The organism is Micromonospora sp. NPDC000442, from assembly GCF_042898635.1.
GTDB lineage: Bacteria > Actinomycetota > Actinomycetes > Mycobacteriales > Micromonosporaceae > Micromonospora.
Genome location: NZ_JBIAYZ010000008.1, coordinates 187,127 through 201,794 on the forward strand (window position 1 = coordinate 187,127; position 14,668 = coordinate 201,794).

Annotated in this window: 9 protein-coding genes; 3 read left to right on the top strand and 6 right to left on the bottom strand. The window is 72.2% G+C overall.

Annotated elements, in window-relative coordinates; translation table 11 throughout:
• Positions 1-268: 268 nt before the first annotated feature.
• From ACFY2A_RS15500 to ACFY2A_RS15525, 6 genes are all read right to left on the bottom strand, one after another.
• Positions 269-694, bottom strand: a complete 426-nt coding sequence (locus ACFY2A_RS15500) for a nucleoside deaminase (protein WP_387172087.1) — start codon at positions 692-694, stop codon at positions 269-271.
• Between the two features lie 198 nt (positions 695-892).
• The gene (locus ACFY2A_RS15505; RefSeq protein WP_387172089.1) at positions 893-1,330 is read right to left on the bottom strand and encodes a hypothetical protein; all 438 of its coding nucleotides are present in this window, start codon (positions 1,328-1,330) and stop codon (positions 893-895) included.
• A gap of 79 nt (positions 1,331-1,409) precedes the next feature.
• On the bottom strand, positions 1,410-1,577 hold the full coding sequence (locus ACFY2A_RS15510) for a hypothetical protein (protein WP_387172091.1): 168 nt from the start codon (positions 1,575-1,577) through the stop codon (positions 1,410-1,412).
• A complete protein-coding gene (locus tag ACFY2A_RS15515; protein ID WP_387172093.1) occupies positions 1,564-3,201 on the bottom strand; it encodes an amino acid adenylation domain-containing protein in 1,638 nt (545 codons plus the stop codon). The genes ACFY2A_RS15510 and ACFY2A_RS15515 overlap by 14 nt, the downstream gene beginning before the upstream one ends.
• A complete protein-coding gene (locus ACFY2A_RS15520; RefSeq protein WP_387172095.1) occupies positions 3,198-10,463 on the bottom strand; it encodes an amino acid adenylation domain-containing protein in 7,266 nt (2,421 codons plus the stop codon). The genes ACFY2A_RS15515 and ACFY2A_RS15520 overlap by 4 nt, the downstream gene beginning before the upstream one ends.
• The gene (locus tag ACFY2A_RS15525) at positions 10,460-12,199 is read right to left on the bottom strand and encodes a condensation domain-containing protein (RefSeq protein WP_387172096.1); all 1,740 of its coding nucleotides are present in this window, start codon (positions 12,197-12,199) and stop codon (positions 10,460-10,462) included. The genes ACFY2A_RS15520 and ACFY2A_RS15525 overlap by 4 nt, the downstream gene beginning before the upstream one ends.
• Before the next feature lie 177 nt (positions 12,200-12,376).
• On the opposite strand from ACFY2A_RS15525, the gene ACFY2A_RS15530 reads away from it, so the two are divergent.
• From ACFY2A_RS15530 to ACFY2A_RS15540, 3 genes are read left to right on the top strand one after another with little or no spacing between them, the layout of a single operon-like run.
• Positions 12,377-13,474 carry a 3-oxoacyl-[acyl-carrier-protein] synthase III C-terminal domain-containing protein gene (locus tag ACFY2A_RS15530; RefSeq protein WP_387172098.1) on the top strand — a complete coding sequence of 366 codons (1,098 nt, stop codon included), beginning with the start codon at positions 12,377-12,379 and terminating at the stop codon, positions 13,472-13,474.
• A 26-nt stretch (positions 13,475-13,500) separates the two neighbouring features.
• On the top strand, positions 13,501-14,352 hold the full coding sequence (locus ACFY2A_RS15535; RefSeq protein ID WP_387172100.1) for a 3-hydroxyacyl-CoA dehydrogenase family protein: 852 nt from the start codon (positions 13,501-13,503) through the stop codon (positions 14,350-14,352).
• Positions 14,353-14,383: 31 nt separating this feature from the next.
• Positions 14,384-14,632 carry an acyl carrier protein gene (locus ACFY2A_RS15540; protein WP_387172102.1) on the top strand — a complete coding sequence of 83 codons (249 nt, stop codon included), beginning with the start codon at positions 14,384-14,386 and terminating at the stop codon, positions 14,630-14,632.
• The last annotated feature ends 36 nt before the right edge of the window (positions 14,633-14,668 follow it).

Consider the following 14,668-nt stretch of genomic DNA (forward strand, 5'->3'; position numbering starts at 1 on the left):
CCCGGGCTTGACCGCCACATAACGGTGGTGACGACGCGCAGACCGGCCGGGGACGACCACGCGTTGAGGTCGGCGGCTGGCGCATCTCCGTTCCATACAGGAGGTAACTTCGGCTCCAACACGCGGACATGTTGGGCCAACGTCCACCCCGTCAGACCGGGCGACCCCGGCAGCGCCGGGCGAGCGGGTGAGGCCGCGACCGCGTCCTCCTGCTCTGCTTGACCCGGCAGCCGGCCCGCCGCCAGGTGTCTGCATACTCACCGTCCGATCAGTAGTGCTCCTCGATCGGTCGACGGGCCTCGGCGAACAGCGCCGGTCCGTCGTACCGGACCCGGGCCGGAGCCGGAGTGGACGGTTTGACGCTCTCGAACTGCTCGGCGGAGAGCGCGAACACCACCCTGCCCAGGCCGGAGCGTTCGATGGCGGTGGCGCACATCGGACAGGGTTGGCAGCTGGTGTACATCGTGGTGCCGGCCGCCACGTCCGGGTCGAGTTCCCGGGCTGCCCAGCGGGCCAGCTTCAGCTCGGGGTGGGCGGTGATGTCGGCCTCGGAGACCACCGTGTTGTGGTCAAAGATCAGCACCTCACCGTCGGGTCCGACAAGTAGCGAGCCGAACGGACGTTCGCCGGCCGCGCCGGCTCGGTCGGCGATGTCGATCGCCTGCCGGAGAAACGCCTCGTCGTCGGAATTCATCTGTCCTCCGTGGGTTGCAGTTCCGCGCAGGCCGCGGGGCCACTGCGCACGCGACGTCTCCGCGAATGCTACGGAGTCGCGTCGCCCGACGGGATTTTCGCGATCGCCTGCGCCGACTGCGAAGCCCAGCAGGTCACCGAGCCGGCTCGGCTGGTGGTAGGCGACATCCCGGCGTTCCTCCCCGGTCTGAGGAGACCGTCACCTGGAGGGCCAGAGTGCTTGAGCATAATCAGCCGATGGTCGAGAAGCTGGAGACGCCGCGTGACCGCCGTACCGCTGGAATGCCAGTAGCGGCAGGCAGATCGCCAGGAAGCGCAGCACGAAGCCGCCAGCGATGGTGGCGGATATCGTCCGGCCAAGGAACGGGTCGGCGCGCATGTGCCGGATGCCGGCCAGTATCGGCCCGCCGAGCCCGGCGGCGTTGTAGACGGTGTCGAACAGCCCGTGGGCGCGGGTGAGGGCGCGCTGGTCGTCGCCGGCCAGGTCGCCGGCGAGCACCCGTTGCGACACCGCGTACGGCACCCCGGCCAGCCCGGCCGCCGTCACCAGCCCGAGCAGCGCGGGGAAGCTGAGCGCGCCGGTGCCGTAGAGCAGCGGCACCATGGCGACCAGCACGCCCCGTGCCGCGTCGGACACCAGCATCGTGCGCCGGGCGCCGAGCCGTTGCAGCACTCGCCACCGAGGAGGCCGAACAGCGCCATCGGCAGGACCTGCGTCAGCAGCACCAGGTGGCCGAGCCGGTCGTCTCCAGGATCAGCCAGGGCAGCGCGAGCGTGTTGACCTGGTAGCCGAAGCCGGACACGCGCCGGCGGCGACCACCGCGCGCAACCCGCGACGGTACGGGGGTGGCGCGGTGTCCGCTGCGGGGCTCACCCCGGGGCACCGAGCGTGTGGGTGCTGCCGGTCCGCGCCGGCCAGGGCAGTGCGGCGCGGTCGAGCTTGCCGTTGGCGGTGGCGGGAAAGCCGTCCACGAACACGACCGCCGCCGGAACCATGTAGTCCGGCAGCGCCGCCGCCGCGTGCCGACGCAGCTCCCGTACGGTCGGCCGGCAGCCGGCTGCCGGCTGGATGTAGGCCACCAGCACCCGGTCGCCGTCCCGGTTCGGTCGGGCCAGCGCCACCACGTCCCGCACCTCAGCATGCCCGCGGAGGCGGTGCTCGACCTCCCCGAGCTCGACCCGCGCGCCGCGGATCTTCACCTGCCCGTCGACCCGGCCAAGGATGGTCAGCACACCGTCGGGGCCGAAGCTCGCCCGGTCGCCGGTGTGGTACAGCCGACCCTCTGGGTTGGGTCCGAGTGTGTCCGGGATGAACCGCTGCCGGGTCAGTTCCGGCTGGCCGTGGTAGCCGATCGCGAGGACATCGCCGCCGATGAGTAGGTCGCCCGGGACGCCGACCGGGCACGGCCGCAGGTTCTCGTCGACCACCCAATACTGGGCGTTGTCGATGGGCCGACCGTACGGGACGCTCCGCCAGGCCGGGTCGACCGCCCCGACCTCGTACCAGTTCGCCCACACGGTTGTCTCGGTCGTGCCGCCAAGGTTGACGATCGTCGCCCGGGTGAAGACCGACCGCACGTCGTCCGGCAGGGTCAGCGGTGGGAAATCGCCGGCGAGGTAGACCAGGCGAAGGTCGCCCGTCCCGGCGTCGTCGCGGTGTCCGTCGAGCAACGGCGCGAGGTGGGCCAGCGTCGTCGGCGCGGAGTTCCAGAACGTCACCGGCTCGCGTAGCAGGACGTCGAGCAGCAGTTCCGGGTCGCGTCGCTGCGCATCGTCGGCGATGTACACGCCGGCCCCGTACCCAGGCAGGCCGAGCAGGTCGAAGACGGACAGGTCGAAGCTGAACGAGGCGACCGACAGGCCGAGGTCGTGCGGGCCGAAACCGTGGGTGCGCTGGCACCAGGCGAAGAGGTTGTGCAGCGACCGGTGCGCCACCTCGACGCCGTTGGGTCGGCCGGTGGTGCCGGAGGTGAAGACCACATAGGCGGTGGAGTCGGCGTCGGTGCCGGGTTCGGGGCCGCACAGTTCACGGCGGTCCGGGACAGGGTGGTCGGCGGCCACGGCAGTCAGCCCGGCCGGTACCGACCAGCTGTCCCCGCCGGCCGCGACGACCAGTACCCGCGCGCCGGCCTCGGCCAGGAGGGTGTGTGCCCGCTCGGCCGGGAGGGCCGGCTCCACCGGCAGGTAGTAACCGCCCGCCTTCAGCACGCCGTACACGGCGACCGCCAGCTGCGGGCCGCGCGGCACCCGGATCCCGACCGGTGTCTGCGGTCCGACCCCGCGGTCGCGCAGTGCCCACGCCAGCCGGTTGGCACGCCGATCCAGCTCGGCGAAGGTCAACGTGCCGCCGGCCCAGCGCACCGCCACCGCGTCCGGTCGGAGCCGGGCCTGTGCCTCGAACCGCCGGTGCACGGGGCCGTCCGCGGTGAACCCGCGGCTGGTGGCGTTCCACGCCCGCTGCTGCGCGGTAGGCCCGAGTGCGGCCGTGCCGTTCGTCTTCGTGATCATCGGGAGCCACCCAGCACCGCGCCGATCACGTCGGTCAGGTGCTTGAGCAGGGGCGGTTTCATGATCCCGATGTGGTCTCCGGGTACCCGGTGCAGTTCGATGCCACCGTCGATCAGCTCCTCCCACCGGGCGTAGTAGTCGCTGAAGGCCTGGCCGGAGGTCACCACGTGTCGGCTGTTGGCGAGCGCATCGCTGACGATGAGGTGCAGCTTGCCGGCGTAGACCGGGTTCGGGTACTCGATCAGGGCCTGAAGCGATTCCCGCCAGACGCGGACCATCCGCGGCCAGGCGGTGCCGACGCCGCGCTCGGGCAGCGCCATACCCTCGCTGTCGTCGATGTCGTTGGCGACCCGTCCGTACAGATCCATGATCTCGGCGCGGCGTTCGGGTGTGTCCATCTGCGGCCCACCCCGGTCGATCTCCAGGACCAGCTGCTCCAGCCGGCGCACGAAGCCCATCTGCTCGTAGAACTTCGGCCTGGTCTTTGCGTCCAGCACCGGGTCGAGAAGCATGAAGATCACCTCCTCGCCGGCGTCGAGCAGCATGGTGGCGAGCGCCGCCGCAATGGTGCTGCCGCCGCACCAGCTGAAGAGCCGGTACGGCCCGTGCGGCTGGACGGCCCGCAGCTCGTCGAAGTGCCGGCGGGCCATCTCGTCGGCGGTGGGGATCCTCGCGTTGTCACCGTGCGGTTTCGGCCACTCGAACGCGGCCAGCGGCAGTTCGGGGTCCAGATAGGGCAGGAAGCGCTGGAACCAGTGGGCGCTGCCGCCGCCCGGGTGGATGCAGAACAGCGGCGCGCCGGTGCCGCGACGCAGCCACAGCATCGCGCAGTTGCGGCTACCGGCCTCGGCCGGCTGCTCCGGGACGCCGACCACCCCGTCAACGATCGCGGCAGCCAGCCGCGCGACGGTCTGGTGCTCCAAGAAGGCGCGGAACGTCAGCTCCACGCCGTGCGATTCCCGCAGCAGCGAGATGATTCGCATCATCGCCATCGAGTGGCCACCGAGGTCGAAGAAGTCGTCGTCGACGCCGACCCGGTCCAGCCGCAGCGCCTGCTCCCAGGCACCGGCGATCGCCCGCTCCAGCGGCGTCCGCGGCGCCACCCGCTCCAGTTGCGCGCCGACCGGCTCCGGCTCGGCCGCTACCAGCGCAGCGCGATCGACCTTGCCGGAGGCGTTGACCGGGAACTGGGCGACGATGTGGCAGCGGGTCGGCACCAGGTGTGCCGGCAGCCGGCGGCGGACGTGATCGCGCAGTTCGGCAGCCGAGGGAGAAGCGCCGCCGGTGCCGCCGGTGAGCCGGACGAACGCCACCAGCGTCGCGTCCTCGGTGCCCGCCGCGGCGACCGCGACCGCCGCGGCGGCGACGGCCGGATGCACCTGCAACGCGTGCTCCACCTCGCCGAGTTCGATCCGGAAACCGCGGACGCTGACCTGCTGGTCGCCGCGGCCGTGGAAGTACAGGGACCCGTCGTCCGCGCGGGACACCACGTCGCCGGTGCGGTACATCCGGCTGCCGGGCGCTCCGTTCGGGTCTGGGACGAACCGGTCCGCGGTCAGGCCGGGTCGGCCGAGGTAACCGCGGGCCAGCCCCGCGCCGGCGACGTACAACTCGCCGCGCACCCCGGCGGGCAGTGGTCGCAGCTCGGCGTCCAGGACGTAGCAACGCACGTTCGCCAGCGGGGTGCCGATCGGCGGTACCCGGTCCGGCGTGCCGGCGAGGACCGGCGCATACGTGGCATATACGCATGTTTCGGTGGGACCGTAGACGTTGACGAACGCGGCGTGCCGCGCCCACCGGTCGGCCTGCGCCGCGGGGCACGCCTCGCCCCCGACGAGGGTGGTCCGCAGCTTCGGGAAGTCCGCCGGGTCCAACCGACTCAGCATCGACGGCGGCAGGAGGATGTGGGTGAGGGTGGCTGCCTCGCCGCGCAGGTCGCCCGGGTCGCGGCCGACCCCGGGCAGGACCAGCTCGGCGCCGGCGGTGAGCGCGGCGAGCAACTCGGACACCGATGCGTCGAAGCTCGCCGAGAAGAACTGCAGCATCCGGTCGCCCGGCCGGACGTCGAAGATCTCCTGCTGGGCGTACCGGAGGTTGCGGGCGGCCCGGTGCGGCACGGCGACGCCCTTGGGGCGCCCGGTCGAGCCGGACGTGTAGGTGACGTACGCCAGATCGTCCGGTGACACGGTCTCCTGCGGCGCGGTGACCGGCAGGTCCAGCAGGGCGGACTCGTGAGTCACGTCGACGGTCGGCACCTGCGCGGAATCGGCCCCGGTGAGGCCGGCCGGTGGCGGGCCGGCGGTGAGAACCACTGCGGCCGCCGCGTTGTCGAGCATGAACCGCAGCCGCTCGACCGGGTACTGCGGGTCCAGCGGTAGGAACGCGCCGCCCGCCTTGAGGACGGCCAGAATGCTGACGGCGAGGTCGGGTGTGCGCGGCAGGCAGACGCCGACGACGGTGTTCGGGCCGACGCCGAGCGCGCGCAGTCGGTGCGCCAGCCGGTTGGCGCGCAGGTCCAGCTCGGCGTAGTAGACCGTGACGGCGCCCTGCCGCAGCGCGACCGCGGTGGGTGTGGACCGGGCCTGCCGCGCGATCAGCCGGTGCACCGGTTCGTCGGAGGGCCAGGTTCGGTCGGAGCGGTTCGGCGCGACGAGGACCCGGTCGCGGTCGACCGGTGCCAGCGTCACGGTGCGCGGCCCCGTGGCCGGTGCCGCGTCCGGGTGGGCAGCCGGGTCGCGATCCGGGCCGGCGGCCATCGCGGCGAGCACCTGGCGGTAGGTACGGGCGACCAGTTCCAGGTACGGACGTCCGATCCGGCTCGGTCGGCCCACCAGGCACAGGCGGCCGGGGAACGACACCGCGGAGAACGGCAGCTCACTCGGGCTGAAGTCGGACTCGAAACCGATGCCGGAGCTCCAGTCGATCATGTGGAAGTCCAGGTACGTGAAGCTGACGTCGACGAGTGCCGAGAGGTGCCGACCGTCGCGTCGCATCGCCGCCATCGGGTAGCGCCGGTGTGGCCACAGCCGGGCCTCCTGCGCGAAGACCGCCCGTACCAGGTCCGGCCAACTCGCGACGGTCAGATCGGCGGGGAACGGCACCGTGTTCAGGTACATGCCGATCACCTCGTCACCGCGCGGCGCCTCCGGCCGGCCGTTGACGACCAGCCCGGCGGAGAAGCGCTGCCGCCCGGTGACCACGCCCCAGGCCGTGAGGTGGGCGGCGTGCAGCACGCTCTTCAGCGACACACCCGTGTCGGCCGCCAGCCGGCGCAGCGCCGGTTCCAGGTCGGCGTACCCGACGTCGATCGAGTCCGGCGCGTCGTCGGTCCGGTTCCCGCCGGCCTCCGGATCGCCCCACCCGGCCGGGATCTCCAGCTTGTCGACGGCCGTGATGGTGGCGGTCCAGAAGTCCCGATCGGCGGCCGATGCCAGCGACTCCTGCTCGGCGGCGATGAAATCGGCGAACCGGACGGCGGGCGGCGGCGCCGGCTGCGGGGTGCCGCCCCGGCGCAGCGTCCGGTAGGTCTGGATCAGCTCACCGACCACCGACGTCTGGCTCCACCCGTCCAGGATGGCGTGGCACTCGACGTGGGTGAGCCACCACTCGCGCTCGCCGGTGCGGTGCGCCGTGTAGCGCAGCAGCGGCGGCATCGCCAGGTCGAACGGCACGTCGCGCTGGGCGATCAGGAACTCGTCCAGAACCTGGCGCTGCGCGGCCGGGGGCAGGTCGCGCAGGTCGTCCAGCTCCACGGGAATCTCGGCGGTGCCGTGCACCAGCTGCAGCGCCCGGGTGTAGCCGGTGAGGGCGAACGAGGTGCGCAGGATCTCGTGCCGCTGCACCAGCAACGCCGCGGCCGCGCGCAGGTCGGCCAGGTCGAACGGCAGCTCGTCGTCGATGCGGTAGCAGCTGACGTTGACGTAGACCGGCCGCTGAGCGGCCAGCATCTCGTACACCATCCCGGCCTGGATCTCGCCCATCGGGTACGCGTCCACCAGGCCCGACGGCAGCAGCGCGCGGTCGGCGTCGGACAGCAGCGCGAACGACGCCACGGCCGGCGGGCCGGCGGATGGCTCGGCCGGTTCCCGCGTACCGACCAGTTCGGCCAGCTCGGCCACCGTTGCGTGGCTGAACAGGTCGTGCACCGACACCGGCAGGCCGGCGGCCCGCAGCGCACCGACGGCCCGGATCGCCCGCATCGAGTCACCGCCGAGCGTGAAGAACGAGTCGTGCCGGCCGATCGTGTCGACGCCCAGCGCGTCGGTGAACGCGTCCGCGAGCAGCCGCTCGAGCTGGGTGAGCGGCTCCGCTTCGGCGGGCCCGACGTGCGCAGGCGGTGCCGGCAGCGCCCGCACGTCGACCTTGCCGGCGGCGGTCAACGGCAGTGCGTCGAGGACGATCCAGCGCGTGGGTACCAGGTTCAGCGGCAGCCGGGCCCGGGCGTGCGCCGCGACCGCGTTCGGATCGACCGAGCCTTCGAGGTAGGCGACGAGCCGGTCGTCGTGCACGGTGACCACGGCGGCGGCGACGTCCGGGTACGCGGTGAGTACCGCCTCGACCTCGCCCGGTTCGATGCGGTTGCCGTGCAGCTTCACCTGCCGGTCCAGCCGGCCCAGGTATTCGATCGTGCCGTCGGCGCGGTGCCGGACGAGGTCGCCGGTGCGGTAGAGCCGCCCCCCGGTGCCGAACGGGTCGGGAACGAACCGGTCGGCCGTGTCCGCGGGGCGCAGGTAGCCACGGGCGAGCTGGACGCCGGCCAGCACCAGCTCGCCGGGCACGCCGACCGGCTGCAGGCGCAGGTCCGCATCGACGACGTAGGCGCGGGTGTTGGCCACCGGCCGGCCGATCGTGACCGGCTCCCCGGGCCGGCACCGGGCCGCGGTCACGTCGATCGTGGCTTCGGTGGGACCGTAGAGGTTGTACAACGGGCAGCCGATCTGCGTCTGCACGGCCGCCGCCACCTCGGCGGGCAGCGGCTCGCCGCTGGCCAAGAGCCGCCGCACCGACGGCAGCCGGCCGGGCAGCTCGTCGAGGAAGGCCCGCAGCATCGACGGCACGAAGTGCAGCGTGGTCACGCCGTGCTCCGCGATCACCGCGGCCAGGTACGCCGGGTCGCGGTGCCCGCCCGGGCGGGCGACCACAAGCGTCGCGCCGGTCACCAGCGGCCAGAGCAGCTCCCAGACCGAGACGTCGAAGCCGTACGGCGTCTTGTGCAGCACCCGGTCCGTGCCGTCGAGGGGGTACTCGCGCTGCATCCAGGTCAGCCGGTTCACCAGCGCCCGCTGGGTGATCACCACGCCCTTGGGTCGGCCGGTCGAGCCGGAGGTGTGCAACACGTACGCCGGATGGTCCGGGTGGAGGTCGGCGCCGAGCGGACCGTCCGGGCCGTCCGGGGCGCCGTCGACGGCGTCCGGCCGGACCAGCGTCCGCGCGGCTTGACCGACGGTCGTCCGGTCGGTCACCACGATCCGGACCGCGGCCTCGGTGAGCTGGTCTTCCAGCCGCAGGGCCGGGCTCTCGGTGTCCAGCGGCAGGTAGGCCCCGCCGGCCGTGAGCACGGCCAGCAGCGCGGTCACCAACTCCGGGCCGCGTTCCAGACACACCCCGACCACCGACTCGGGACCGACGCCGAGCGCGCGCAGCCGGTGCGCCAGCGCGGTGACACGGGTGTCCAGCTCGGCGTAGGACAGGCTGTGGTCCCCGGCCCGTACCGCCACCGCCTTCGGGGTGGCGGTCACCTGGGCCCGGAACAGCTCCGGCACCGTGCCGGCCGGCACGTCGGACGCGGTGTCGTTCCAGCTGTCGAGCAGCAGCTCGCGCTCGGCCGGCGGCAGGATGGTGATGGCGGACAGCGGGGTGTCGGGTGCCGCGGCGACACCCGCCAGCAGCTGCCCGATCTGCGCGGCGAACCGCTCGATCGTGCCGCGGTCGAACAGACTGGTCGCGTAGACCAGGGCGCCGGCGAACACGCCGTCCGGGCCGGGGGCCGCCCACATGGTCAGGTCGACCTTGGCATCGGCGAACGGGATCGGTACCTGCTCGACGTCCAGGCCGCGTGCCTGGAAGCCGCCCGGCCCGGCCTCCTGCCAGACGAGCATCGTCGAGAACAGCGGGGTACGCGCGGGGTCGCGGACCCGTGCCAGGTCATCGACGAGTTGATCGAACGGCAGCTCCTGGTGGGCCATCGCGCCCAACGCGGCACCACGGACCCGGTCGATCAGGTCGCCGAACGTCGGGTCGCCGGCCAGGTCGGCCCGCACCACAACGGTGTCGAGGAAGAGTCCGATCAGGTCATGCGTGTCGTCGTGCCCACGGCCGGCGACCGGCGTTCCGATCGTGACGTCGGTCCGGCCGCTCCACCGCCCGAGGACGACCGCGTACGCCGCCAGCAGGACCATGAACGGTGTGGCGCGGTGGGACCGGGCGAGCCGGCCCAGCGCCGCCGCCACGCTGGTGGGCACGGTGAACGGCACGATGTCGCCGGCGGCGTCGCGTACCGCCGGCCGCGGCCGGTCGGTCGGCAGGTCCACCGGTGTGGCATCGGCGAGCTGCCGACGCCAGTACGAGAGCTGGGTGCCGCGCAGCTCGGCGATCCGCTGCCCCTGCCAGGCCGCGACGTCGGCGTACTGCACCGGCAGCGGGGCGAGGTCGGCCGGTCGATTGTCGAGGGCGGCGGTGTAGCGGCGGCACAGTTCGTCCACCAGCAGGCTTTCCGACCAGAGGTCCATCGCGATGTGGTGGGTGGTGAGCAGCAGCAGGTTCTGGTCCGGTTCGCGCCGGACGAGCAGCACGCGGAAGACCGGCCCGGCAGCCAGGTCAACCGGCTCGCGGTCCACCGACATGAGCTGGTTGAGCAACGTGCACTGGGTCTCGCTGTCGAGGTGGGTGAGGTCCCGGACCGGCAACGACACCGGGGCGGGCGGCTCGATCAGCTGCACCGGCTCGCCGTCAGGACCGGCCGGGTAGCGGGTGCGCAGCACCTCGTGCCGCGCCACCAGCCCGTTCAGCGCGGCCTGCAACGCGGCGACGTCGAGCCGGCTGCCGGAATGGTCGACCAGTTGCAGCGCGATCTGGACCACGTACTCGACACCACCGGGACGCAGCTGGTCGAGAATCCACAGCCGGCGCTGCGCGGGTGACAGCGGCGGCGCGACGGCCCGTGACACCTGAGGGATACCCGGCTCGGTGAGCGTCTCCAGGCCATGCAGCCGGCGCTCCAGCAGCTGTTCGTGCAGGCTGGGCGACTCCAACATCTCGGTCATCGGGTTCCTTTCGGGGCGGCCCGGAGCAGTACGCCCTGCACCTGGCTGCTGGACATTCGGCCGACGTCGGCGCGGACCGCGGCGGTGACCGCGGCCGCGAGTTCGGCCACCGTGGCGGCCTCGAACAGAACCTGCACGGGGAGATCGACGGCGAATGTGCGCCGCAGCGCGGCGCGCACCCGGATCACCAGCAGCGAGTTGCCGCCGAGGTCGAAGAAGTCGTCGTCGGCGGCGATGTCGTCGACGTCGAGCAGAGCCGACCAGATTCCGGCGACGGCCTGCTCGACCGGGCCGGACGGCGACACCGGGGCGGCTGCCGGCTGTGTCGTCGGGGTAGTCGGCGTGGTCGGCGCGCCGGGCGCCGGGGCCGGCTGGATCGCGCGGACCTGCGGTGCGCCGGCCAGCCGCTCGAGCAGCGTCACGTAGTCCTCGGCGAGCCGCTGCATCGTCGTCCGGTCGAACAGCCCGACGGCGTACTCCAGCATGCACTGCAGGTCGCCGGCCGCGGAGCGGAAGACCGTGAACACCAGGTCGAACTTGGCGGCGGTGGCAGTCGTCGGCAGCGGCTCCACCGCGGCGCCGCCGAGCGTGCCGGGCGTACCGGAGGTGTGCAGGACCTGGAACATGATGTCGAACAGCGGGTTGCGCGCGGGGTCCCGGCCGGGCCGGACCGCGGCCACGACGTCCTCGAACGCGACGTCGTTGTGCATCAGCGCGCTCAGCACCGTCTCGCGTACCCGGTGCAGCACCTCGACGAACGACGGCCCGCCGGACAGGTCGGTCCGCAGCACCAGGGTGTTGATGAAGAAGCCGATCAGGTCCTCGGTCTCCGGCTCGTCCCGCCCGGCGTCGGCTAGCCCGACCGCGATGTCGGTGCGGCCGGTCCGGTGCGCCAGCAGCACCTGGAACGCGGCCAGCAGCGTCATGAACGCGGTCGTGCCGTGCCGCTCGCCGGTGGCGTCGACCAGCCGGGCGACGTGCCGCGGCACGTCGACGGTGAACACGTCGCCGCGGCGGTCACGGCCGGCATCGCGCGGCCGGTCGGTGGGCAGCACGACCGGGTCGAGTCCGGCGAGCTGGTCCCGCCAGTACTCGATGCCGGACGTGCCGGCAGCCTCCCGACGACGCCGCTGCCAGGCCGCGACGTCGGCGTACTGCACCGGTGGTGGCGCCGGCCGGGGCCGGCCGGCCGCGAGCGCGCGGTACGCCTGATCCAGCTCGCGCATCAGGATGTCGCACGACCAACCGTCGGCCGCGATGTGGTGCAGGGTGAGCCCGACCAGATGCTCGGTGGGCGCGAGCCGTACCACGACGACCCGCAGCGGGTGTTCCCGGCGCAGGTCGAACGGCCGGGCCGCCGCCGCGTCGAGCAGCGCCGCCGCCCGGGTCGCGGCATGCGGATCCCCCACCGGGCCGCCGGTCAGGTCCACGACCGTGACATCGGCCGGCCCGGGTGGATCGACGACCTGCACCGGATCGCCGGCGTCGTCCTCGTACCGGGTGCGCAGCACCTCGTGCCGGCGGACGACCTCGGTCACGGCGCGCCCGAACACTGCGGGATCCCATGCTCCGCGCAGGCACATGTGTGACCGGATGAGATACCCGGTACCGCCGCTGTGCAGCCGGTCGAGGAACCACAGCCGTTCCTGCCCGGGCGACAGCCGCAGCACGCCGGTGCGCGGCACCGGCTGGATCGACGGCGGGACGTTCATCGCGGTACCGACTCGGGCCGACATCAGTGGCCCCCCTTCACCGGCGATCGGCATCGGCATTGGTTCCGAGAGTGGTGCCCACGGGCGGGCCGGGACCAGAGCCGCACCAGCAGTCCCGCCTCTGCCCGTCCTTCTCTGCCAGCGGGCCGGGCGGGGACGGCAGAGTCGGCAGGGTCAGCGGAAACCGGGAGAGGCGGCGACATGTCCGGGACGTTCGCCCTACGCACGGTGGCGTCGTTCCTGCCGGAACGGTCGGTCGCGGTGGCCGAGCTACCGGAACTGGCGTATCTGGGGCCGGCCGAGCGGCAGCTCTGCGCCGACCTCGGGATCGAGCGGATCCGCACCGATCCGGAGCTGGACGCGTTCCACCTCGCCGCCGGCGCCGCCGGCAGGGCACTTGTCGCCGCCGGCCTCGGCGCAGACCAGATCGGGGCCCTGGTCGCGGTCGAGTCCCGTGCGCCGGCCACGCTGATGAGCTCCGCCGAGACCCGGATGCAGGCACACCTCGGCGCCGACCGGGCGCTGACCTTCTCCGTCGGCGGGCTGGGCTGCGTGTCAATGACGCCGGCGCTGCTGGTGGCGCGCGGCCTGCTGGCCGCCGATCCGGAGCTGAGCGACGTCCTCGTCGTACACGGCAGTACGCCGGCCACGCCGCGGCGCTACCGGCACCCGGTCACGGTCAGCGGCGACGGGGGCATGGCCGCGGTCGTCTCGAGGGACGGGCCGCTACGCGTTCTCGACGTGCTGCAGGAGACCAACGGCCACTACTGGGACCTGTTCCGGGTGGACTACCGGGACCGCCCGTCGGCCCGCTGGTCCGAGCAGTGCCGCGATCTCCAGGAGTACTCCTTCACGCTGACGCTGGAGAGCCGTGACCGACTGGGCGCGATGTACCGACGCCTGCTGGACCGCAACGGGCTCGCGCCGGCGGACGTCGCCCGGCATGTGTGCCACAACCTGTCCCTGGGCGGGTTCCGGTTCCTCGAGGAGACGCTCGGCGTGACGATCGCGGCGGCCTGCCACGACAACCTGCGCGACCTGGGCCATCTCGGCGCGAACGACGTCCTGCTCAACCTGGCGACCGAGATCGGGGCCGGGCGGCTGCGCGACGGTGAGCGGGCCGTGCTGATCAGCGCCAGCCCCGTGGCCGCCTGGAGCATGGTGCTGGTCGAGGTCGACGGCGATCCCGGTGCCGTCACGGTCGGTGACCGGCTCGGACCGGAGCCGGGCCCAGCCGGGCCCAGCCGACGCCCGACGGCGTTCCTGGACACCGCACCAGCCCCCGTGGCGGACGTGTGAGCCAATCTGAGGAGAGGAACCCGACCATGAGCGTTGTCGGCGTTGCCGGAGCCGGCGTGATGGGGATCGGCGTAGCGCAGAACCTGGCCCAGACCGGGCATCGGGTGGTGCTCGTGGACACCGAACAGCAGGTTCTCGACGCGGCTCTCCAGAAGATCGAGGCACAGATGCGGATGAGCCGGATGCTCGGCGGTCCCGCCGTGGACTCGGCTGCGGCGATGGCGTTGATCAGCACCGGTGTGAATCCGAAGGCGCTCGCCGAGGTGGATTTCGTCATCGAGAACATCCCCGAGAAGTGGGACCTCAAACGAGCCTTGTACCTGGAGATGGACCGGATCTGCAAACCGGCGACGGTGTTCGTCGTCAACACGTCCGCGATTCCGATCACCGAGTTCGCAGCGGTGACCGGCCGACCGGAGCAGTTGGTCGGCGTGCATTTCATGAACCCGGTGCCCATGAAGACCGCCGTGGAGCTCATCGCGGCTGAGCACACCTCGGCCGAGACGGTTCGGCGTACCCGTGAACTGCTGAATGCGATGGGCAAGAAGGCCATCGACGTCAAGGACGTCTGCGGCTTCATCTCCAACCGCGTCCTGATGCTGACCGTCAACGAAGCGGCCTTCCTGGTTGATCAGGGCGTCGCCACCGCCGAAGCGGTCGACGAGGTCTTTCGGAGCTGTTTCGGCCACCCGATGGGCCCGTTGGAGACTGCCGACCTCATCGGCGTCGACACCATCCTCCACAGCATCGAGGTGCTCTACCAGCACTACCGCGACAGCAAGTACCGGCCCTGCCCGCTGCTGCGCACCATGGCCAACTCCGGCCGGCACGGGCGCAAGTCCGGACGTGGCTTCTACGAGTACGGCCGGACCGCCTGAGTACCCGGCTACCCGCACAGGAGGGGAACACATGTCCCACAACGACCCCGGCGCCGTCGTCGCCGCGTTCCTCCAGCAGCGTTACCCGCAGGTGGAGATCGCCCACGATGAGGACATCTTCGCGCTCGGCCTCGTCAACTCGTTGTTCGCACTGGAGCTGGTGATGTTCGTGGAGAAGACTTTCGGCTTCACCTTGCCCAGCGACGAGATGCGGATCGACAGCTTCCGCAGCATCGACGCGATTGGGGCGTTGGTCGACCGTCAGACCGCGACGGTCTGACGGCGGTACCGGCGATGTCACCAACGGCTGCGAGCA